Consider the following 20063-nt stretch of genomic DNA (forward strand, 5'->3'; position numbering starts at 1 on the left):
CCGTTTCTCCTCCCTGAAAGGGACACACCATGCTCCGCTCGCTCTACTCCGGGATCTCCGGCCTCCGCTCGCACCAGGAGATGCTCGACGTCACGGGCAACAACATCGCCAACGTCAACACGGTCGGCTTCAAGGCCTCGACCACCGTGTTCCAGGACACCCTGTCGCAGATGACCCAGGGCGCCGGGGGACCGCAGACCGGCATCGGTGGCACCAACCCCGCCCAGATCGGTCTGGGTGTGCAGGTCGCCGGCGTCTCCACCAACTTCGCGCAGGGTTCGGCGCAGGCCACCGGCAAGGCCACCGACCTGATGATCTCCGGCGACGGTTTCTTCGTCACCCGACTGGGCAACGACACCGTGTACAGCCGCGCGGGCGCGTTCGACTTCGACGCGAACGGGCGCCTGGTCAGCTCCGACGGCAAGATCGTGCAGGGCTACTCCGCCACGAACGGCGTCGTGAACGACGGCGGCGCGCTGTCCGACATCACCCTGCCGTTGCAGGCCGCTGCCCCGGCGACCGCCACCACCTCGGCCACCGTCGCGGGCAACCTGCCCTCGGACACCGCCGTCGGCGAGACGCTCAACCGCGACGCCACCGTGTACGACCAGTACGGCACGAAGCACACGCTGTCCCTGGCGTACACCCGCACCGCGGGCGGCTGGTCCGTCGCGGCCTCGAACGGGCAGGGCACCTCGGCCACCGGCAACGTCACCTTCGGTCCGGACGGCAAGATCACCGCCGGTGCGACCCTCGCCGTCGGTGGCATCACCGTCGACATGACGCAGCTGTCCGGGTTCGCCTCGTTGAACACCGCGTCGATCTCGTCGCAGAACGGCCACGAGGCCGGCTCGCTGCAGAACTACACCATCTCGAAGGACGGCACCGTGATGGGGACGTTCTCGAACGGGTCGTCGATGGCCCTCGGCCGGATCGCCCTGGCGACGTTCGCCAACCCCGGTGGCCTCGAGAAGGCCGGCGCATCGGGCTACCGTGCGACGGCCAACTCCGGCCAGGCGCAGGTCGGCGTCCCCGGGTCGGCGGGCATCGGATCGCTGGCGGCCGGCACGCTCGAGATGTCGAACGTGGACCTGTCGCAGGAGTTCACGAACCTGATCGTCGCCCAGCGCGGGTTCCAGGCGAACGCCCGCATCATCACCACCTCGGACGAGGTGCTGCAGGAGCTGACGAACCTGAAGCGCTAGCCGACGCCGCCGCGGCGACGACCTGTCGGACGGGAGGCGCGGTGCCAGCTGGCACCCGCGCCTCCTGTCATCGGAAGGCGGACGCGGGGATGACCTGCAGCTGCGAGTCTGCGTAGCCACCGACGTACAGGTCGCCGGTGACGGGATCCCGGTCGAACGAGACGGGGTTCCGGACGGTCGGCACCGTCTTCACCAGCGTCGGCCTGCCTGCCGACGACACCTTCAGCTCCGCGATCTTGTTCGTGTTCGCCAGAGCCGTGTACACCGTGCCGTCCTGATCGGAGCCGATCCAGAACGCACGCCCGGGCACAGATGCTCGACCGAGCAGTCGCGGGGTGCCGGCCAGGTCGTAGGTCAGGACCGCGTTCCCGCGGACGTCGCACACAGCGACCCGGCTGTCGCCGATGGGCACCACGTGGCTCGGGCCCTTGCCGGCGGGGAGCGCTGCGACCAGCCGCAGGGTGGTCGCGTCGTAGACGAAGAGCAGGTTGGCTGCGACGTCGACCGCAGCGACGCGGTTGCCGACGGCGGTGATGCCTCCGGGTTGGACCGGCTGTGTGAAGTGCGCCACGGTCTTCCCGTTGCGCAGCGCACGAACCGCGTGGCCGTACTCCTCGGTCACGAACGTCGTCTCGCCGACCTCGACTGCTTGATGCGGTTGGGTGCTCGTCGATTCGGAGCTCTCCACCTTCAGCGAGGGCACCGCGAGTCGGAACAGCGTCGCCTTGTCCTCGGCGGGCAGCAGCAGTGGCCCGTTCGGAGCGGAGAGATCGATCATCCGGCCGGCACCGGGCACCGCCTTGGTGGTGACCGATCCTGTGGCGATGTCGTAGACGGCGAACGCGTCCTGTTTGCGCGCAGCGAGGTACACCGTGTGGACGGAGTCGACGACGGCGACACCCCACGGGTGTGTGCCCTCGGGCAACGCGACCACCCGGCCGACGGGTGGCGTCGATGGTGCGGGTGCGGACCCTGGCTCAGCCGCTTTGGTCACGGCATGGCCCTGGTAGCCCAGCTTCGTGGCCGAGGCGGAGGGTGTCGGCGTGGTGGTCGGAGCCGTACACCCGGCGAGGACGACTGCAAGCGCGCAGATGCCGACGAGGACCACACTGCTGTGCGGGCGTCGAGCACGTGTGGACCGGGTCACATGTGGAGGCTACATCGGGCGTCCCCGCGCGCGTCAGGTGGATCGGGTTCGGTGTGCTGCAGCACGACTGCGGCGCACACGGGTCGTCGGGTCGGCGGGTCTCACGGCATCGCCGCGGCGTCGACAGCACCCAGCACGACGGTCCGGATGTCGGCCGAACCGGGTACGTCGTGGTCGACCAGCAGCGCACGCATACCGGCAGCACGCGCACCGACGATGTCGCGCGCGACGTCGTCGCCGACGAACAGACACGCGGCGGGATCGACGTCCAGCGCACGTGCCACCGTCAGGAACGCCCGCGCGTCGGGCTTCTGGACACCGATGGCTTCTGAGATGCACACGGCGTCGAACGCGGTGTCGAGACCGGTCCGCGCGAGCTTGTCGCGCTGTTGCTCTTCGGACCCGTTGGTCAGCAGGCCCAGGCGGAAGCCCCGAGAGCGGAGGTCCTGCAGCAGGGAGAGCGTCCCAGGGAACAGACGCCACGACGTCCGGTACCCCTGCAGGTACTCGTCGAACAGGGCGTCCAGTCCGTCGTCGCTGGTGGGAACCGGGTGACCGAGCGCTGGCAAGACCGTGCGCAAGCGTGCTCGCCGCTGCTCCTGGAAGCTGATCTGTCGCGATCGCCATCGCTCGTACTGCTCGTCCTCGGCGGCGAACCACGCGTCCACGGCCGCGTCCGTGGGCCGCAGGCCCAGGCGCTCGATGAACGCGACGACACCCGTCCGGGCGGCACCCCGGTGGTCGAACAGGGTCCCGTCGAGGTCGAAGCAGACTGCGCGCAGAGCCGTCATGCGCCCAGGCTACGGGGCGTCCTTCTGCGTGGTCGAGGCCAGTTCGACCGCCAGTTCGACCGCCCGTCGTGCGGTCTCCGGCACGAGTGGGATCGTCGCGAGCGCGTCGACCGCGACCCACCGCGGCTCGTATCGGTTCGTTGCTGACGCTCGGTCGCGCTCCGGGCCGCCCAGGGTCACGGCCTCACGGCCCACCCGGACCGCGAAGTACGCAACCGGGACGTCGTGGTCGATCGGCACGTCGATCAGGTCATCGACGGTGCCCTCGAGCCCCGTCTCCTCGAACAACTCACGCCGACACGTCTGGCGGAGGTCCTCGCCGTCCTCCACACCACCACCCGGCAGGACGCAGTAGTGACGACCGTCCTTGTGCCGGTCGATCACGAGCAGACGGTCGTTCCCGATGACGACGGCCGCTGACCTGATGCGCATCGACCCAGCTCACCACGAACTGCGGCGTCGTGTCCCGCTGCGTGACCCACCTGAGAAGATGAACTGTGCCCGTGCATCTCCGACCGTGGTCGCCCGACGACGCTTCGGCGCTGCTCGTCGCCCGGCGGTCGAGCGCCGACCTCGACCCGCAGTTCGCCGGTACCGACATCCACGACGAACTCGCGGCGACCGACTACATCAGCACCGTCCTGCCGTTCGGCGAGCGCGCGAAGCACTGGGCGGTCGTCCAGGACGGGGTCGCCGTCGGGAACGTGGGGCTCACGGCGATCGAGATGCGACACCGGACAGCGTGGGTCTCGTACTGGCTGGCACCCGGTGCCCGAGGGCATGGCTCGGCGTCGCGTGCCGTGCGGGCCGTCGCTGCGTGGGCGTTCGACGCCGGCCTGTTCCGACTCGAACTCGGACACCGTGTGAACAACCCGGCATCGTGCCGGGTCGCCACCGCGGCCGGCTTCGTGGCCGAGGGTGTCGAGCGCCAGAAACTGCTGTACGGCGCGGAGCGCTTCGACGTCGAGACCCACGCACGTCTGGCGAGCGACCCTGCTCCCGTCACGCCGGGTCTCCCGATGCGCTGGCCGCACCGAGCAGGATGACGATCGTGACGAACGATGCCGAGTGGCTCGTGCGGGTCTTCATCGATCACGGTGACTCGCCCGTCTGGTACCGCGGACCCCTCGACTACGACGAGATGCACCTGTCACCCGAGCTCGAACGGGACCTCCGCGCCTTCGAAGCCCGGTACGACGAGGTGCTCGACGACCGCCACGGGTACGCCGTGCTCCCCGAACACCGGGAGTCCTACGAGCGCGAGGGCGAACGGCTCGCACGGGCTCTGGCCGTCGAACTCGGCGACCAGTTCGCGGTCGAGGTGTTGCATCCCGAGCGTGGGTCGGGTTCACGGCGGTACCGTGCAGCGTCGCCGGCCACGAACCGCCGAGCACAAGCGGCGTTCCTGGCGCTGCACGACGACGACCGGAACCCACGAGCTCCGCGCTGAGCGCCACCGGTCAGTGCGGGCGGACCCACACCCGCAGCGGACCGGTCGTCCGCAACCCGGCGGCGAGCGCCGTCGCAAGGTCGACCCCGTGCTCGTAGTCGACGACCGGCAGACCCGGACACAGCAGGTCCGCGACCGCCAGCAGGTCCCGCCAGGTGCTCGTCGTCACCTGGTCGCCGTGGTCGAACACGTTGGACAGTCCGGCGACGTCGGCACCCCGCGTCACGACGGCACCCGCGGTGATCCGGTCCGCCGAACCGAACACGACGACGGCGGTGCCGGCGTCGTCGAGCAGGTGGTCGGGGAGCGGCGACGGCAGCCCCGACGCCCGGTTCCACGACGCCAACTGCTCGGCATCGCGCGCGACGAACCACCCACGGCTGACCGATCCGCTGGACCGCGGTGCACGACCTATCCACTGCGCCTCGAACGCGACCGCGAAGCCGTGCGCCGTCATGTCGACGTCGGCGAAGCTGTCCTTGACCGAGCACCGGTCACGTCCGGTCAGCGCCTGCGCGACGTCGTCCGGTGCCACGCCGGGGCGCAGTGTGACCAGGTCCGGGAACAACGGTGGCGGCGCGGTGTCGAGCAACCAGAACCCGTTCGCGTCGTCGATCGTTCCGGGCGCCCCCGCGACGGTCGCGCACCACGTGACGTTGTTCCGGATCGCTGCCTCACGCAGGTCCATGGACGCCTCCAACGGAACTCGACGTCCCGGACCCGGGGTTGCCGCTGACGAGCGTGGCCATGCCGCGATGATGGCACGGTCCCGCGGTGGCACGGAAGGCCCTTAGGCGATGCGAAGGACCTGGCAACGCTGCACGCAACCAGGCACATCACGGTGGGGTGATGGCTCAGACGACGACTGCGGGACGACCACACGCCCCGTCCTCACGACGCATCCCGCCGCCCCGCGCGATCCTCCGGACACTGATCCGCGGTCGCGCAGGCACGGCCGCGTGGGAACGGCCCGCGTACCTCGGGCTGCTGGCGGCGACCGCGGTGCTCTACCTGGTGAACCTCGGCGTCAACGGATGGGGCAACGCGTTCTACGCCGCCGCCGTGCAGGCCGGCAGTCAGAGTTGGGAGGCCTTCTTCTACGGCTCGTCCGATGCTGCGAACGCGATCACGGTCGACAAGCCGCCCGCGTTCCTGTGGGTGATCGGTGTCGTCGTCCGCGTGTTCGGGCTGAGCTCGTGGTCGATCCTGGTGCCAGAGGCCCTGATGGGCGTCGCCGCGGTCGCGGTCCTGTACCGGATCGTGCGTCGACGGTTCTCGGCGGGAGCCGCGTTGCTCGCCGGAGGCGCCCTGGCCACCACCCCTGTGGCCGCGCTGATGTTCCGGTACGACAACCCCGACGCGCTCCTGACGCTGCTGATGGTCGGCGCGATCGCACTGACCCTGCGCGGGATCGAGACCGGCGCGATGCGCTGGGTCGTCTGGGCCGGGGTGCTGGTCGGGCTCGGTTTCCTGACCAAGCAGCTGCAGGCGTTCCTGGTGCTGCCGCCGCTGGTCGCCGTGTACCTGTGGGCGTCACCGCGACCGATGCTGCGGAGGATCGGGCACCTGCTCGCCGCGGCCGGAGCGCTCGTCGTCTCCGCCGGGTGGTGGGTCGCGATCGTCGAACTCGTCCCGGCGTCGGCGCGGCCGTACATCGGTGGATCGCAGACGAACGACTTCCTCGAACTCACCTTCGGCTACAACGGCTTCGGACGGGTCACCGGCGACGAGACCGGCAGCGTCGTCCCGGGTAGCGGCACCACCGGCGCCGGGTCCTGGGGCTCGACCGGCCTGACGCGGCTGTTCGGGTCGGAGTTCGCGACGCAGATCACCTGGCTGCTGCCGACCGCCCTGGTCCTGCTCGTCGTCGCGCTGGTCGCCGTCGGACTGCGCCGCCGGACCGATCCGCGCGCGGCGACGATCCTGGTGCTCGGGCTGTCGCTGCTGACCACCGGCCTGGTGTTCAGCTTCATGGGCGGGATCTTCCACCCCTACTACACGGTCGCGCTCGCTCCGTACATCGCCGGACTCGTGGGGATCGGTGCCGGTCTGCTGTGGCAACGCCGGGCGCAGCTGCCGTGGCGCGTCGTCGCTGCGGTCGCGGTCGCGCTCACCGGCGCGTGGTCGTTCCACCTGCTGTCGATGGCGTCGACGTGGCAGCCCTGGATCCGCTGGACCGTGCTCGCAACGACGGTCATCGCCGCAGTCCTCGTGCTGCTGCCGCGACGCCACCGCTCCCTCAGCGTCGTCGCCGTCAGTGCCGTGCTCGTCACCGCGCTGCTCGGCCCCACGGCGTTCTCGGTGCAGACCGTCACCGTCGGCCACACCGGCGCACTGCCGTCCGCCGGCCCGTCCGTCGGTTCCGGCGGTGGCCCCGGCGGGCAGGGCGGACCCGGAGGCCCCGGTCCTGCCGGTGGACGAGGGAACCCTGGCGGCGGACAAGGCGGACAAGGCGCACAAGGCGCACAAGTCGCACCAGGCCCACAAGGCGCACAAGGCGCTCCCGGCGGGAACGGGATGCCCGCCAACCAGGGTGGCGCAGGTGGCACGGGTCGCCCGGGCGGCACGGCCGGCGGCGCCGGCAACCTGCTCGGCGGATCGACGACCGTGTCCGCGGCGCTGCGGACGGCCCTGTCGAAGGACGCGGACGCGTACACGTGGGTCGCCGCAACGGTCGGGTCGAACAGCGCCGCGACCTACCAGCTCGCGACCGGCGACCCGGTGATGGCGATCGGCGGCTACAACGGCACCGACCCGTCCCCGACCCTGGCGCAGTTCCAGCAGGAGGTGGCCGCGCGCGAGGTCCACTTCTTCATCCCCGGCACGTCGAGCAGCTCGGACACCGACGCGGCGAAGATCACCGCGTGGGTGGAGGCGCACTACCAGGCCACCACCATCGGCGGCACGATCGTCTACGACCTCGGTGTCTCGTCCTGATCTACGCTGGTCGGATGCTCTCCCGACGTGACGCCGCCGTCCGACTCGACATCCCCCTCGAGATGGCGACCCACCACGGCATCCCGACACGTCTGAGCGAAGCCGAGCTCACCGCGATCGAGCAGGACCCGCCGGCCTGGCTCGTGCAGTCCCGCGCAAACCGCACCGGCACGAAGAAGGTGTGGGTCCAGCTGGAGTGCGTGGTGTGCGGTTACGCCGAGACCGCGCGGCCGAAGAAGTGGTGGCCCGACTGGGACCACCTGATGTGCGACTACCACGCCCCGTACCAGGCACCGGATCCGACGGCCGGCCTCACCCGCCGCGAGGTCGAGGGCATCGGGAGCCGCTTCGTCGCCCTGGTCGACGAGCGACCGTAGCCACGCGGGTCGCGACGCGACCAGACGACCGACAGGAGGCGCGGTGCCAGCTGGCACCGCGCCTCCTGTGTGTGACGCGGTTGCGTCGGGAGCGTGACTACTCGGCGTCGACCGTGGTCGGCTGCTGCGCGACGCCCGCGGTGAACGCGGACAGGTCGACGGGCTCGCCGTTGGTGTCCTTGACCGTGACCTGGGCCAGCACGGTGGCGACGGCCTTGGACCGAGCGACCTCGCCGACCATGCCGGGGATCTGGCCGTTCTGGTCGATCACCTTGATGAACTCGCCCGGCTCCATGCCGTACTGCGCGGCGGCCTGGATCAGGTACTGCGTGAGCTCTTCCTGCGAGACCTGGATCGACTCCTTCTCGGCGATGGAGTCGAGCAGGATCTGCGAGCGGAAGGCGGTCTCGCTGGACTCGGCGACTTCCTTGCGGTGCTCGTCGTCCTCGAGGCGGTTCTCCTGCTCGAGGTGACGGTGGACCTCGTCCTCGATGAGCTTCTCGGAGATCGGGATGTTCACGTCCTCGAGCAGCTTCTCGACGAGCTTGTCGCGAGCCGCAGCGCCCTGACCGAAGGTCTTGGACTTCGCGATCTGCTCCTTGAGGTCACCCTTGAGCTCGTCGATGGTGTCGAACTGGCTGGCGATCTGCGCGAACTCGTCGTCGGCCTCGGGGAGCTCGCGCTCCTTGACGGCGGTGACGGTGACGGCGATCTGCGCGGTCTCGCCCTCGCGGTCGCCACCGACCAGCGTGGACTCGAACGTGGTGGACTCGCCGGCGGTCAGGGACTCGAGTGCCTCGTCGATGCCCTCGAGCAGGTCGCCCGAGCCGAGCTCGTAGGAGACGCCCGTGGCCGAGTCGACCTCGTCGTCACCGATGGTGGCGGTCAGGTCGATCTGGGCGAAGTCGCCCTTGGTCGCCGGACGGTCGACCGTGACGAGGGTGCCGAAGCGCGTGCGGAGGTTCTGCAGCTCTTCGTCGATCTCGTCGTCGGAGACCTCGACCGCGTCGACGGTCAGCTCGTAGGAGCTGTAGTCGGGCAGGTCGAACTCGGGACGGACGTCCACCTCGAAGGTGAGGACGAGGTCGCCGGTGAAGTCGTTGACGTTCGGCAGCTCGGCGACGTCGGCTTCGGCGCGGCCGAGGATGCGCAGTTCCTGCTCGTCGATCGCCTGGCGGTAGAAGGTGTCGATCGCGTCGCTGACGGCGTGGTTCAGGACCTCGCCGCGGCCGACACGCTGGTCGACGATCGCCGGCGGGACCTTGCCCTTGCGGAAGCCGGGGATGTTGATCTGCTCGGCGATGTGCTTGTACGCGTGGTCGATGCTCGGCTTGAGCTCTTCCGGCGTCACGTTCACCGTGAGCTTGACGCGGGTCTCGCTCACCTTGTCGACGGTGCTGTTGGCCAAGGGGGAATCTCCTGATGGTTGTCGGTGGTGTGTCCTGGTCGGGGCGACAGGATTCGAACCTGCGACCTCCCGCTCCCAAAGCGGGCGCTCTACCAAGCTGAGCTACGCCCCGTTTGACTGGGCCAGGGTGCTCGCGCACACCGGTAGGGCGCATGCGACGCCGATGAGTCTAGCGGTCCGCAGGTGGCTGGTTCCCGGGAGGACCCGCGGGTGTGTGCAAACTCCGGCGCCACCGCACCCCGACGGCGACCTGTACCCCGAGTGCGGCCAGGGCGAGCACGAGTCCGATGACGATCCGCCACACATGCAGCAGCGCGTGCGCCGGCTGGGTCTGCGGGTCCCCGAACAGCTCCGGACGCAGCGACAGGACCACCGCGGCCAGGGCGACGAGCACGAACGACAGGACCCGGGAGCGCTTGATCCTGCGCTGGGAGGACTCGTCCGGTGGGGGCAGGATCATCGGGGGTGGTTCGTCCGGTATGGTGGTTCCGCTGCGCTTCGTGCGCAGGCGCGGGGATGTAGCTCAATGGTAGAGCCCCAGTCTTCCAAACTGGCTACGCGGGTTCGATTCCCGTCATCCCCTCCAGAACGACCCCCAGGCGTCCGGAACAGGCACTGCGCAGATCCTCGATTCCCGTCATCCCCTCCACCTCACTTTCCCCTGACCCCGAGTCCAGGGTCTGCAGCCAGTCGCGCGGGGCGGAACGGTACGCGGCAGGCATCGCGTCGCCGGCGGCGTCTATCGCCCGCTGCCAGCTCAGCACGCGCGGCACGACCGCGAGCGTGGTCGCCAGCCCAACCAGGTGCTGCACGTCCGGGTCCGCGGCCACGCCGGGCTCGTCGAAGAACGTCTCCAGGTAGGCGTCCACCGCGCCGGGCACGTCCTCGCGGCCGGCGACCAGCAGGCTGCAGAACGGATGCGACACGCTGGCGTCGCCCCAGTCGAACGGCACGGCATCCCGCGCGAAGGCGTTCCCCGTGTGCAGGTCACCGTGGTCGAGTGTCGCCATCGGCAGGAGCTCGTCGAGTTCGGCGGCGGTGTCGCTGAGCATGGGGAGCACCGACCGGAGCTCGGGCGCCCACCGATCCACGAGCGCAGCAGCGACCTCCGGCAGCACCCCGAGACGCACGTCGGGCACGCCGGCGCGTACCAGGTCGTCGGCGGCCGCGGGTTCCGTCGCCCACTGGACCTCCGCGACGTTGCGCATGACCTGCTGCCACACAGCGTCCCGCTCGGACGCATCCGCGAGCCGCACGATCGGCCCACCGTCCGGCAGCAGCACGTGGTTGCCCTGCACAGCGATCGCGCGCTGCACGTGGGGGATGCCGTGGAGTGCGAGCACCTCGAGCAGCGCGGGCTCGATCGCGGCGCCGTCGGGCGCGGTCTTCAGGTACCGGTCACCGTCGCCGGTGCGGACACGCCAGACGGTGCTCCACGCGCGCTGCCGCACCTGCTCGACGGCCACCACGTCGGCGCCCTGCGCAGCGAGCACCTCGCGGGCCCACGACACCGCGTCCGTCCGGTCGTCGCGCACGTGTCAGACCGCCTGGATCGTCTCGGCCTCGATCTCCTGTCGCAACATCCGGTAGTGGTCTTCCCAACCGGGGGTTCCGCGCCCGGCTGCGTGCAGGGGTCCGCGTACCGCACCGATACCGGCTTCGAGTGCATCGATCTCGCTCGGAGCATCCACCACGAGCGAGAACGTCATCGTCCGCTGGGACAGGTCGATCGCGATGTCCTGGTCGAGACCATCGGTGTCGAAGAAGGCATCGGCGATCGCGTCGACATGCGACTCGATGTCCTCGGCATCAGTGGCCGCGCATTCGAGCCGCAGCGAGTAGTTCGTCATCATGCGCCCTCCGGTCACCAGCATCCTATGGACGAGCAACGACGGCTGCACCTGCCACGGAGGACCGCCGCGACCCCGTGCGCCGATGATCGCTCGGTGCGAGGAAAGAACCTCGCACCGAGCGATCAACGGCGCACCAGCGCCGCGGCCACTACCGGTCGACCGCCGCCTGCCCGTAGAGCACCTTCGTGAACGACGACACGTACGGCGAGACGTCACCGTCCGGCAGGTTGTACGTCATGAAGACGCCGTACCCGTCGGCCTTCGACCGCTGCGCGAGCGACACCGCGGTGGACTGCGGCGTGTTCTGGATGTCGACGGCCGCAGCGGAGAGCCGGTCCTTGCCGAGCCCCGGGATCGACGGCGCCGAGTACGTGCCGTAGTACGGGTTCCAGGCGTAGTCGAGCTTCGACCCGATCGACGGGCTCGAGGCGGACAACGACGTCGACGCCGGGCCGATGTCGTAGAACGAGATGAGCTTGCCGGGCATGTCCGCACGGAGCGCGCTGATCAGCCAGCCGATGGACTGGTCGTTCGGCTGCGCGGTGCCGTTCACGCCGTAGTCGGAGTACTCGTCGTCCAGGTCGACCCCGTCGAGGCCGTACTTCGACACCGTCGCGGCCACCTGGGACGCGAAGTCGGCCGCCGCGGCCTGCGAGGTGAAGTTGGCGATGCCGGTGCCCTGGTGGTTGCCGAGGACCGACAGCGACACCTTGATGCCCTTGGCCTGCAGCGGACGGATCTGTGTCGCCGCGGCGTCGAGCGTGGCCTGCACGTTCTCGTTGTTGTACAAGACGGCACGGCCGTCCTGGTTGTTGATGTTCGCGGCGAAGATGATCGCCACGTCGAACGCGTTCGCACCGTTCGCCAGCGTGTACCGGCCGACGTTCGACAGCTGGTCGTTGTTGACCTCGACGTACGCGATGCTCGTCGGCCCGGTCTTGGTCGGTGCCGCGTGCGGCTGCCGGCCGTGACCGACCCCGTGGTGGGCACCGTGCCCGTGCGCGAGGCCGGTCGGCGAGGGCGCAGCCGATGCAGCCGCTGGCGCGAGCGTCCCGGCGAGCACCGCCGCGACAGCCGCAACGACGACGGACTTCATGGACTTCTTCATGACACTCCTCTTCGAGTGATGAACCGGACGACGGACGTCGTCCGGCGTTCAGCTCCGCGGGAAGCGGAAGGTACGGACCTCGAACGCGTCGACGGGGAAGCTCCAGCTGCCGTCGGTCGAGGAGGCCGCCGTGACACCGGGCAGCGCCGGGTCGGTCTCCTCGAGCAGGGTGACCTCGACCGGGTCGCCGAAGGGTCCGTCGACCGACAGGCCACCGGACCCCCGGCGCCCCGCGGGCTCGTACACGCGCACGACCAGGTCGCCCGAGCGGTCGTCGGCGAGCTTCACGCTCGACACCACGACGTCGCCCGATGCCCGTACGAGGGGCGCGAAGGCACTGCCGCCCGACACCGTGCGCGACGCGGTGTTCATCGCGATGCCGGCCGTGGTCGCACCGACGACGTCCGTCCCGATCACCATGCCGTAGCGGTGCGTCTGCAGACCCTGGTCCGTCTCGGGGTCCGGGAACCGCGGCGCACGCAGCAGCGACAGCCGCACGGTCGTCGTGACGTGTCCGTCGACGGCGTCGCGGGTGGTGTCGAAGCCGTGGATCGAGTCGTTCACGAGCGCCACGCCGAATCCGGGTTCCTCGACGAGCACGTAGCGGTGCATCGAGGTCTCGAACTTGGCAGCCTCCCACGAGGTGTTCGTGTGGGTGACCCGCTTCTGCGCGCCGAACTGGGTCTCGGCGACGGTGTGCTCGGCGCGGACGTCGAGCGGGAACGCCACCTTGAGGAACTTCTCGATCTCGTGCCAGTCGGTGCGCTGGTCGACCTCGAGGGTGCGCGACCCCGGCGCCAAGCTGAGCTCCTGCGTGAGCGTCGACGACCCGAAGCTGCGCGACACGACGATCCGGGCCACCCCGGCAGCGTCGACGGACGACGTCAGCGCGTCCACCTGCACCAGGTCCTCGACCCGGTTGCGGTAGTAGCGGTCGACGTCCCAGGCGTCCCACATGTTCGGGAAGTCCTGGTGCAGCTGCAGCCGGTTCGCGACCTGCCCGGACGCGATCGCCTGGCGCCCGGTGGTCAGGTCGACGGCGCTGGTCACCAGGCCGCGGCCGTCGATGGTGATCTGGACGAGCTCGTTCGTGAGCACGACGCCGCCGTCGACGTCCTCGAGCATGACCGGCGTCCCCGGTGCGACGTCCTCCGCACGCGTCGCGCCGAGTGCGGGGGCACCGGACCGGAGGCTCGGGGCCGCGTTCACGACGACCGAGCCGTCCCCGGGACCGACGAGAGCCGACAGGGCGGACGCGATGAGGGCCTCCAGACGGTCGGCGACCTCGGCGTACTTCGCGACCGCTTCGCGGTGCACCCACGCGATCGACGTGCCCGGCAGGATGTCGTGGAACTGCTGCAGCAGCACCTGCTGCCACAGCGCGTCGAGCTCGTCGTAGGGGTACTCGTACCCGGTGCGCGCGGCTGCGGTGGCTGCCCACAGCTCGGCCTCGAGCAGCAGGTGCTCGCTGCGACGGTTGCCCTGCTTGGTCTGGTGCTGGCTGGTCAGCGTCGCACGGTGCAGCTCGAGGTAGAGCTCCCCGACCCACACGGGCGGGTCCGGCAGCTCGGCCTTGGCCCGGTCGAAGAACGCGTCGGGGTGCTCCCACGTGACGCGGGCGCTGCCCTCGAGGTCGGCGAGCCGGGCTGCCGTGCCGGTCATCTCACGGGTGGTGCCACCGCCGCCGTCACCCCAGCCGACCGGGGCGATCGACCCCGACGCCAGCCGGTTCTCGCGGAACTGGCGTGAGGCCTTGGCGACCTCGGACCCGGACAGACGCGAGTTGTACGTGTCCATCGACGGGAAGTGCGAGAACACGCGCGACCCGTCGATGCCCTCCCACAGGAACGTGTGGTGCGGGAACTTGTTCACCTGGTTCCACGAGATCTTCTGCGTGAAGAACCACGCGAAGCCCGCGCGGCGCATCAGCTGCGGGAGCGCCGGCGAGTACCCGAAGCTGTCGGGCAGCCACACGCCCTCGGGCCGGATGCCGAACTCACGCTCGAAGAACCGCTGCCCCTGCGAGAACTGCCGGACGAGGCTCTCGCCGGTCGGCATCACCGTGTCGGACTCGACCCACATCCCGCCGAGCGGCAGGAACCGTCCGGCGGCGACGGCGTCCTTGACCCGCGCGTAGACCTCGGGGCGGTGCTCCTTGATCCACGCGTACTGCTGGGCGCTGGACATGCCGTACAGGAAGTCGTCGGTCTGGTCGATGAGCTCGGTCATCGTCGAGGTGGTGCGGGCGACCTTGCGGATCGTCTCGCGCACCGGCCACAGCCACGCGGAGTCGATGTGGGCGTGGCCGACGGCCGAGATCCGGTGCGCCGAGGCCTCGGCGGGTGCGGCGAGCACGTCGACGAGCGCCGCACGGGCATCGGGGGCGGTCGCGGCGATGTGCTGCAGGTCGAGGGCGTCGAGCGCGTCGTCGAGCGCCTGCAGGATGCGCATCCGACGCGGACCCTCGCGCAGTTCCTCCTGCAGCTCGAGCAGCACGGCGATGTCGAGAGCCAGTTCGTGCACCTCGGACTCGAACACGGCCAGGTCCATCCGACGGCTGGTGTAGAGCTTCTTCGACGACGCGGTCTGCACGTCGCCCTCGTGCGTGACGAGGAAGGGGTGGTAGTCGAGCAGCACGGGGTTCGACGCCGCCTCGACGAAGAACTCGACGGTCTCGCCGCCCACGGCCCGTTCGGCGACGAGCACCCACTGGTTGCGCGGGTTGATCGACTTCACCGGGGTGCCGTCGGCGAGGTACACGAGCCCCTCGCACTGGAAGCCCGGCATGTTCGGATCGAAGCCCAGGTCGATGACGGCCTCGACACGGCGCCCGGCCCATGCGGACGGGACGGTGCCACGCAGCCGGAACCACGTCGTGCCCCACGCGGCACCCCAGGTCGTGCCGACGTCGTACGGCTCGAAGGTCAGCGTCAGGCCCTCGGCGGGGGCGATCGGCTCTCCGGGCAGCTCGTGCCACGCGGTGTCGAGCGGGACGGCCGTGGCGTGGACCGCCGGGGTGATGCGCTCGTCGAGGACCCGACGTGCGCGGCCGGTGGTCAGGGGGATGTCGTCGTGCATGGTGCCTTCCGGGGCGTGTGGCGGGGCCGGTGGTGAGCCGGGACGGTCAGGGCATCGTCGCGGGGTGCGCGACGCTGCGTGGTTCATGGTGCACGTCACCGGGGACGTCCACCCAGGTGGTGATGCCGCGGGCGTCGAGCAGCGCCCGGTCGGTCAGCCGCGAGCGCAGCACGACCTGGGGGCCGCGCCCGTGCTGTTCGGCGAGCGCGAGCCACGCGGCGGCGAAGCGGCCACCGGGCGCGCACTCGGCACGGACGCCGAACGCCGGGGAGCCGTCGGGGCGCACGTCGTCGAGCACGAGCCCGACGTCCGGGCCGGAGGCGCGAACCCCGGAGGCGCCAACCCCGGCCGCGCGGACGTCTGCCGCGCGACCGCCGAACTGCTGCGCCATCGCCCGGAACCGCTCCCCCGTGGGCTTCACGCGCCCCTCGTTGGTCAGCAGGCCGAGGTCGTACTCCAGCTCGGGGAAGTCCGCGAGTGACCGCGACACGTCGTGCGAGCACCACCACGTGACGCCGAGCAGGTGCTGCACGTCGAGGGCGTGCCGGATGGTCTGCTCGGTGAACGACGGGGCGTCGGCGACGTCGACCACGTTCGTCGGCGCTCCCACCTCTTGCAGCCAGTTCGGCCGGTCCGCGCGGTGGTTCCACGCGGCGGCGAGCTGCAGCAGGTACTCGCCGTGCCGCACGGACCCGGCGCCGAGGGCTCCGTGGACCGCTGCCGTGCCGTTGAACACCCACGAGTGCGTGACCGTGGCGTCGCCGTGGTCGGCGGCGTGCTCCGGCCCGAAGGGCTGGGCGTCGTCGTACCACGCCGCGTCGTACTGGGCCACGGTGACCAGCGGCACCGGACGCGACCCGCTGCCGGCGTCGGGCGACGCGACGGACGGCAGCCGGGCCTCCAGTCCGTCCCTGGCCGCCGCGACCATCGCGGCTGCCCACGTGTGCCCCTGCGCGGGCGTGATGCCGTGCGGGGACGGGTGCGGGGCGTGGGCGAACTGGTTGACCTCGTTGCCGATGGTGATCCCGAGCAGGTTCGGCCGGTCCCCCACCGCCGCGGCGAGCGCCCGGACGTAGGCGCCGGTCGACGCGACGACGTCGGGGTCGGTGAACATGTTGCGCCGGTGCCACGAGTCGAGCCACGACGGCAGGAAGTCGAAGCTCGACAGGTGTCCCTGCAGTGCGTCGACGTTGACGTCGAGCCCGAAGGACCCCGCCAGGTCGACGACCGTGCGGACGTCGTCGAGCGCCTGCTGCCGGATGAGCGTCCGGTTCGGCTGGACGACCGGCCACAGCGGGAAGACCCGCACGTGGTCCGCGCCGAGCGACGCGATCGCTTCGAGGTCGCGAGCCGTGTCCGACGCCGAGAAGTCCAGCCACGAGTGGAACCAGCCGACCGATGGCGTGTAGTTGACACCGAAGCGCATCAGCCCTTCACACCGCCCTCTTCGACGCCCTTGAAGAAGAACCGCTGCAAGACGGCGAAGATCACGGCGATCGGGATGAACGCGATCATGGTGCCCGCGGCGATCAGGCGCTGGTCGGTGCCGAACGTGCCGCGCAGGTACTCCAGGCCCACCGTCAGCGTGAGCTTGTCCGGGGACTGCAGGACGATGAGCGGCCACAGGAAGTCGTCCCACGCCCCGATGAACGAGAAGATCGCGATGACGGCGATCGTCCCCTGCACCGCCGGCAGCGAGATGTAGCGCAGCCGCTGCCAGGCGTTCGCGCCGTCCATCACGGCGGCCTGGTCGATCTCGTCCGGGATCTGCCGGAACGCGTTGAACATGAGCAGCACGTTGAGCGCCGCGATCATGCCGGGCAGGGCGACGCCGACCAGGTTGTCGGCCAGGCCGAGGTCCTTGACGGTGACGAACTGCGAGATGATCGTCGCCTCGCCGGGCAGCACGAGCGTGGCCAGGAACAGCCCGAGCACGGCCTTGCGGAAGCGCCACTGCAGCCGGGCCAGGGCGAAGCCCGCCAGGGTCGCGAACACGATGTTCCCGATGACGTCGATCGCGGCGACGATCAGCGAGTTGCCGATGTACCCGAAGACGGGGATCGCCTCGCCGACGCGCAGGTAGTTGCCGATCGTCGGCTGGCTCGGGATGAACGACGGGTTGGCGGTGTAGATGTCCTCGCCGGCGCCCTTGAGCGAAGTCGACAGCTGCCACAGGAACGGGCCGATCGTGATGAACAGCACCACGACGAGCAGCACGTACCGGATCGCCTTCTCGCGCGGGGACATGACGCCCCAGGCGGCGCGGCGCCGCTTGCGGGGCGGCCTGGAGGCTCCCCCTGCGCCCGTCGCGCCCGTCACGTCCGGCGTCGGTGCGGCGGCACCCGCGGTGCCGCCGATGACCGGTTCGGTCGTCGTGTTCGTCATCGGTCCGCCTTGCTGTTCATGCGTGCCAGGGCGAGCATCGGGATGAGCGTCACGGCGAAGAGCAGCAGGCTCAGGGCGGACGCGTAGCCGAGGTTGCCGGTGAAGCCGCGAGCGTACTGCTGGATGAGCATGACCAGGGAGTTGTCCTGGCCACCCGGGCCGCCCGTGCCGTTCGTCAGGATGTAGAGCTCGCTGAACACCCGGAGCGCGCTGACGCACACCAGGATGCCGACCAGCGTCATGGTGCCGCGGACGCCGGGCATCGTGACCGACCAGAACCGGCGGATCGACCCGGCCCCGTCGAGCGCGGCTGCTTCGTGCAGCTCCTTGCCGACGTTCCCCAGGGCCGCCAGGAAGATGATCATGTAGTAGCCCAGCCCCTTCCAGACGGTCAGGCTGATCGCGCTGAACAGCAGCAGCCACCGGTCGGTCAGGAACGGGATGCTGCCGTGGGCGATGCCGAGGGACTGCACCATCTCGTTGATGACCCCGCGGTCGTCGAGGATCCAGTTCCAGATCAGCCCGACGACCACCGCGCTCGCGATCACCGGCGTGTAGTACGCGGTGCGGAAGAACGCGATGCCCGGCAGCTTCTGCTGGACCAGCACGGCCATCAACAGCGGCAGGACCGTCAGCAGCGGCAGGCAGATCGCCATGTAGATGACGCTGTTGAGCAGCGCCTCCCACACCTGCGGGTCGGCGAGCAGGGTCTGGAAGTTCGCCAGACCGACCCACCGGCTGACCCCGCCGAGCGGGCTGGCGTTCGTGAACGACAGCCGCACGGTGTTGATCGACGGCCAGAGACTGAACGCCAGCAGCCAGACGAGCGCCGGCAGGACGAGCAGCCAGGGCGTGAACCAGCGGTTGGCGCGCATCAGCCGTTCGCCAGCAGGGTGTTCATCTTGGTCTGCGCGGTCTCGAGCGCCTGCTTCGGGGTGGTGCCGCCCTTCATGGCCAGCGCGATCTGCTGGTCGAGGAAGTCCGTCATCGCCGAGTTGGCCTCGACCGGGTTGAGGTTCTTCGCGGTCTTCAGCGCGTCGTTCGCGAGCACGCGGGCCTTGGCCTCGACGGTGCCGTCGTCCTTCGAGAAGAACGGGTCGGACTGGGACGAGGTGGTCGACGGGAAGATGTTCACCAGGTGGGCGAACGACTCCTGGTTCTTCGCGTTCGTCATGAACGCGGCGAGCGCCTCGGCCGTGGCGATGTGCTTGGACTTGCTCGACACGGACAGGCCCTGCACGTACAGCGGCGGGTTGTCCAGCGCCGGCGAGACGACGATGTTGCCCTTGAGGGACGGGTTGTTCTTCTCGAAGTCGCTGATCGCCGTCGCGCCACCGGTGGTCCAGGCGACCTTGCCCTGCGTGAACAGGGTCGAGTTGCCGAGGTAGTCCGTGTTCAGGACCGACGAGGGCATCAGGCCGTCCTTGTAGGCCTTGGCGTACTTGCTGATCAGGTCGGCCGCCTTGGACGAGTTCGCGAACGTGAACTTGGTGCCCTGGTCGTTGATGATCTTCACGCCGGCCAGCGAGAAGTCGCTCAGGCCGGGCTTGCGGCTCATCAGGTAGTCGTCCGGGCAGTTCTGGTGCATCGTCTCGGCCTGGCTGAACAGCTGGTCGGTGGTCTTCGGCGGGCTGTTCGGGTCGAGTCCGCACTTCGTGAACATCGACTTGTTCCAGTAGTCGATGTCGGTGTTGAGGTACCACGGGTAGCCGTACGTGCCGTCGACGCCCTTGTAGTTGTACGCAGCCAGGGCGCCCTTGACGTAGGTGCTCGAGAGCTTCGTGTCGTCCTTGGCGACGTCCTGCAGGAACCCGCGCTTGGCCAGGGGCAGCGCGATGTCCGGCGGCAGGTTGATCACGTCCGGCAGCGAGTTCGACGAGGCCTGGCTGAGCACCTTGTCGGCGTAGCCGTCGCCGGGCTGGTCGACGAGCTTGACCTTGGCGTCCGGGTGCTGCTTCTCGAAGGCCTTCACGACGCCGTTGAGGTAGTCCGTGTAGGTCGGCGTGAGCGCCCACGTCTGCAGGGTGATCGTGCCGGAGATGTCCCCCGAGCCGGAGCTTGCGGCACCGCTGCCCGACGAGCAACCGGTCAGGACGAGGGCGGTCGCGGCGGCGCCGGCGAGCAGCGCCAGTGCGCGCTTCGTGGTGGTGCGGGTGGTGGTTCTCATCGCGTCGGACTCCCTTGTGCGTGCGGATGGTGCGTGTGGGTGGTGCTGGTGCTGGTGCTCGTTCGCGCTGGTGTTCGCGCTGGTGTTCGCGCTGAACCGGTTCAGTGCTGGTCACCGGCCCGGCTGGATGTCCACGACTCTGGACAACTAAAGCGTT

General features: G+C 69.8%; 19 protein-coding genes and 2 tRNA genes. 6 read left to right on the forward strand and 15 right to left on the reverse strand.

Translation table 11 applies throughout. The annotated features are described in order from the left end of the window. The first annotated feature begins 29 nt into the window (after positions 1-29). Positions 30-1205: a flagellar hook protein FlgE gene (locus MT346_RS02485; protein ID WP_243561178.1), complete on the forward strand. Its 1176-nt coding sequence runs from the start codon at positions 30-32 to the stop codon at positions 1203-1205. A gap of 67 nt (positions 1206-1272) precedes the next feature. On the opposite strand, the gene MT346_RS02490 is transcribed toward MT346_RS02485, so the two are convergent. The 3 genes from MT346_RS02490 to MT346_RS02500 form a co-directional block, all read right to left on the reverse strand. Further along, positions 1273-2199 (reverse strand): YncE family protein, encoded by a 927-nt coding sequence (locus tag MT346_RS02490; protein ID WP_243561179.1) that lies wholly within the window; start codon positions 2197-2199, stop codon positions 1273-1275. A 254-nt stretch (positions 2200-2453) separates the two neighbouring features. After that, positions 2454-3143 carry an HAD family hydrolase gene (locus tag MT346_RS02495; protein WP_243561180.1) on the reverse strand — a complete coding sequence of 230 codons (690 nt, stop codon included), beginning with the start codon at positions 3141-3143 and terminating at the stop codon, positions 2454-2456. A gap of 9 nt (positions 3144-3152) precedes the next feature. After that, a complete protein-coding gene (locus tag MT346_RS02500; protein ID WP_243561181.1) occupies positions 3153-3575 on the reverse strand; it encodes an NUDIX domain-containing protein in 423 nt (140 codons plus the stop codon). A 65-nt stretch (positions 3576-3640) separates the two neighbouring features. Here MT346_RS02500 and MT346_RS02505 point away from each other — a divergent pair, with 65 nt between their 5' ends. Together MT346_RS02505 and MT346_RS02510 are read left to right on the forward strand one after the other, a co-directional pair. Then, a complete protein-coding gene (locus MT346_RS02505) occupies positions 3641-4189 on the forward strand; it encodes a GNAT family N-acetyltransferase (RefSeq protein ID WP_243561182.1) in 549 nt (182 codons plus the stop codon). Between the two features lie 5 nt (positions 4190-4194). Continuing rightward, a complete protein-coding gene (locus MT346_RS02510) occupies positions 4195-4593 on the forward strand; it encodes a hypothetical protein (protein ID WP_243561183.1) in 399 nt (132 codons plus the stop codon). A 10-nt stretch (positions 4594-4603) separates the two neighbouring features. Here the strand turns inward: MT346_RS02510 and MT346_RS02515 are convergent, their stop codons facing one another. Continuing rightward, on the reverse strand, positions 4604-5281 hold the full coding sequence (locus MT346_RS02515; RefSeq protein WP_243561184.1) for a hypothetical protein: 678 nt from the start codon (positions 5279-5281) through the stop codon (positions 4604-4606). A gap of 161 nt (positions 5282-5442) precedes the next feature. Between MT346_RS02515 and MT346_RS02520 the strand changes: the two genes are divergently transcribed. Continuing rightward, complete coding sequence (locus tag MT346_RS02520) at positions 5443-7530, forward strand: glycosyltransferase family 39 protein (protein WP_243561185.1); 2088 nt, start codon at positions 5443-5445, stop codon at positions 7528-7530. Between the two features lie 14 nt (positions 7531-7544). After that, positions 7545-7907 carry a hypothetical protein gene (locus tag MT346_RS02525; RefSeq protein ID WP_243561186.1) on the forward strand — a complete coding sequence of 121 codons (363 nt, stop codon included), beginning with the start codon at positions 7545-7547 and terminating at the stop codon, positions 7905-7907. A gap of 97 nt (positions 7908-8004) precedes the next feature. Here the strand turns inward: MT346_RS02525 and tig are convergent, their stop codons facing one another. The 3 genes from tig to MT346_RS02540 all read right to left on the reverse strand — a co-directional run bounded on the left by tig (position 8005) and on the right by MT346_RS02540 (position 9775). After that, positions 8005-9315 carry a trigger factor gene (gene tig, locus MT346_RS02530; RefSeq protein WP_243561187.1) on the reverse strand — a complete coding sequence of 437 codons (1311 nt, stop codon included), beginning with the start codon at positions 9313-9315 and terminating at the stop codon, positions 8005-8007. Positions 9316-9350: 35 nt separating this feature from the next. Continuing rightward, positions 9351-9427 (reverse strand) — tRNA-Pro (locus tag MT346_RS02535). A 57-nt stretch (positions 9428-9484) separates the two neighbouring features. Beyond that, a complete protein-coding gene (locus MT346_RS02540) occupies positions 9485-9775 on the reverse strand; it encodes a hypothetical protein (RefSeq protein WP_243561188.1) in 291 nt (96 codons plus the stop codon). 52 nt (positions 9776-9827) lie between these two features. Here MT346_RS02540 and MT346_RS02545 point away from each other — a divergent pair. Beyond that, positions 9828-9901: transfer RNA gene (locus tag MT346_RS02545), tRNA-Gly, on the forward strand. Here MT346_RS02545 and MT346_RS02550 read toward each other — a convergent pair. From MT346_RS02550 to MT346_RS02585, 8 genes are all read right to left on the reverse strand, one after another. Further along, positions 9870-10850 (reverse strand): aminoglycoside phosphotransferase family protein, encoded by a 981-nt coding sequence (locus tag MT346_RS02550; protein WP_243561189.1) that lies wholly within the window; start codon positions 10848-10850, stop codon positions 9870-9872. The two genes, MT346_RS02545 and MT346_RS02550, sit on opposite strands and share 32 nt — an antisense overlap. Before the next feature lie 3 nt (positions 10851-10853). Beyond that, complete coding sequence (locus MT346_RS02555; protein WP_243561190.1) at positions 10854-11183, reverse strand: hypothetical protein; 330 nt, start codon at positions 11181-11183, stop codon at positions 10854-10856. 133 nt (positions 11184-11316) lie between these two features. Continuing rightward, positions 11317-12276, reverse strand: a complete 960-nt coding sequence (locus MT346_RS02560) for an endo-beta-N-acetylglucosaminidase H (protein WP_243561191.1) — start codon at positions 12274-12276, stop codon at positions 11317-11319. Positions 12277-12324: 48 nt separating this feature from the next. Continuing rightward, positions 12325-15354, reverse strand: coding sequence for a glycoside hydrolase family 38 C-terminal domain-containing protein (locus MT346_RS02565; protein WP_243561192.1), 3030 nt, complete (start codon positions 15352-15354; stop codon positions 12325-12327). A 46-nt stretch (positions 15355-15400) separates the two neighbouring features. Next, positions 15401-16780 carry a glycosyl hydrolase gene (locus tag MT346_RS02570; RefSeq protein WP_243561193.1) on the reverse strand — a complete coding sequence of 460 codons (1380 nt, stop codon included), beginning with the start codon at positions 16778-16780 and terminating at the stop codon, positions 15401-15403. After that, entirely contained in the window at positions 16780-17739 is a 960-nt protein-coding gene (locus tag MT346_RS02575) for a carbohydrate ABC transporter permease (RefSeq protein WP_243561194.1), read from the reverse strand. The genes MT346_RS02570 and MT346_RS02575 overlap by 1 nt, the downstream gene beginning before the upstream one ends. After that, positions 17736-18614, reverse strand: a complete 879-nt coding sequence (locus MT346_RS02580; RefSeq protein ID WP_243561195.1) for a carbohydrate ABC transporter permease — start codon at positions 18612-18614, stop codon at positions 17736-17738. Before MT346_RS02580 ends, MT346_RS02575 begins: the two co-directional genes overlap by 4 nt. Beyond that, positions 18614-19906: a sugar ABC transporter substrate-binding protein gene (locus MT346_RS02585; protein ID WP_243561196.1), complete on the reverse strand. Its 1293-nt coding sequence runs from the start codon at positions 19904-19906 to the stop codon at positions 18614-18616. The genes MT346_RS02580 and MT346_RS02585 overlap by 1 nt, the downstream gene beginning before the upstream one ends. Positions 19907-20063: the final 157 nt, after the last annotated feature.

It is taken from the genome of Curtobacterium sp. VKM Ac-2922 (assembly GCF_022815645.1).
GTDB lineage: Bacteria > Actinomycetota > Actinomycetes > Actinomycetales > Microbacteriaceae > Curtobacterium.

Coding starts and splice junctions, on each gene's coding strand:
- MT346_RS02485 (WP_243561178.1), top strand. CDS start 30: ATGCTCCGCTCGCTCTACTCCGGGATCTCCGGCCTCCGCTCGCACCAG.
- MT346_RS02495 (WP_243561180.1), bottom strand. CDS start 3,143: ATGACGGCTCTGCGCGCAGTCTGCTTCGACCTCGACGGGACCCTGTTC.
- MT346_RS02500 (WP_243561181.1), bottom strand. CDS start 3,575: ATGCGCATCAGGTCAGCGGCCGTCGTCATCGGGAACGACCGTCTGCTC.
- MT346_RS02515 (WP_243561184.1), bottom strand. CDS start 5,281: ATGGACCTGCGTGAGGCAGCGATCCGGAACAACGTCACGTGGTGCGCG.
- MT346_RS02520 (WP_243561185.1), top strand. CDS start 5,443: ATGGCTCAGACGACGACTGCGGGACGACCACACGCCCCGTCCTCACGA.
- MT346_RS02525 (WP_243561186.1), top strand. CDS start 7,545: ATGCTCTCCCGACGTGACGCCGCCGTCCGACTCGACATCCCCCTCGAG.
- MT346_RS02540 (WP_243561188.1), bottom strand. CDS start 9,775: ATGATCCTGCCCCCACCGGACGAGTCCTCCCAGCGCAGGATCAAGCGC.
- MT346_RS02560 (WP_243561191.1), bottom strand. CDS start 12,276: ATGAAGAAGTCCATGAAGTCCGTCGTCGTTGCGGCTGTCGCGGCGGTG.
- MT346_RS02565 (WP_243561192.1), bottom strand. CDS start 15,354: ATGCACGACGACATCCCCCTGACCACCGGCCGCGCACGTCGGGTCCTC.
- MT346_RS02570 (WP_243561193.1), bottom strand. CDS start 16,780: ATGCGCTTCGGTGTCAACTACACGCCATCGGTCGGCTGGTTCCACTCG.
- MT346_RS02575 (WP_243561194.1), bottom strand. CDS start 17,739: ATGACGAACACGACGACCGAACCGGTCATCGGCGGCACCGCGGGTGCC.
- MT346_RS02580 (WP_243561195.1), bottom strand. CDS start 18,614: ATGCGCGCCAACCGCTGGTTCACGCCCTGGCTGCTCGTCCTGCCGGCG.
- MT346_RS02585 (WP_243561196.1), bottom strand. CDS start 19,906: ATGAGAACCACCACCCGCACCACCACGAAGCGCGCACTGGCGCTGCTC.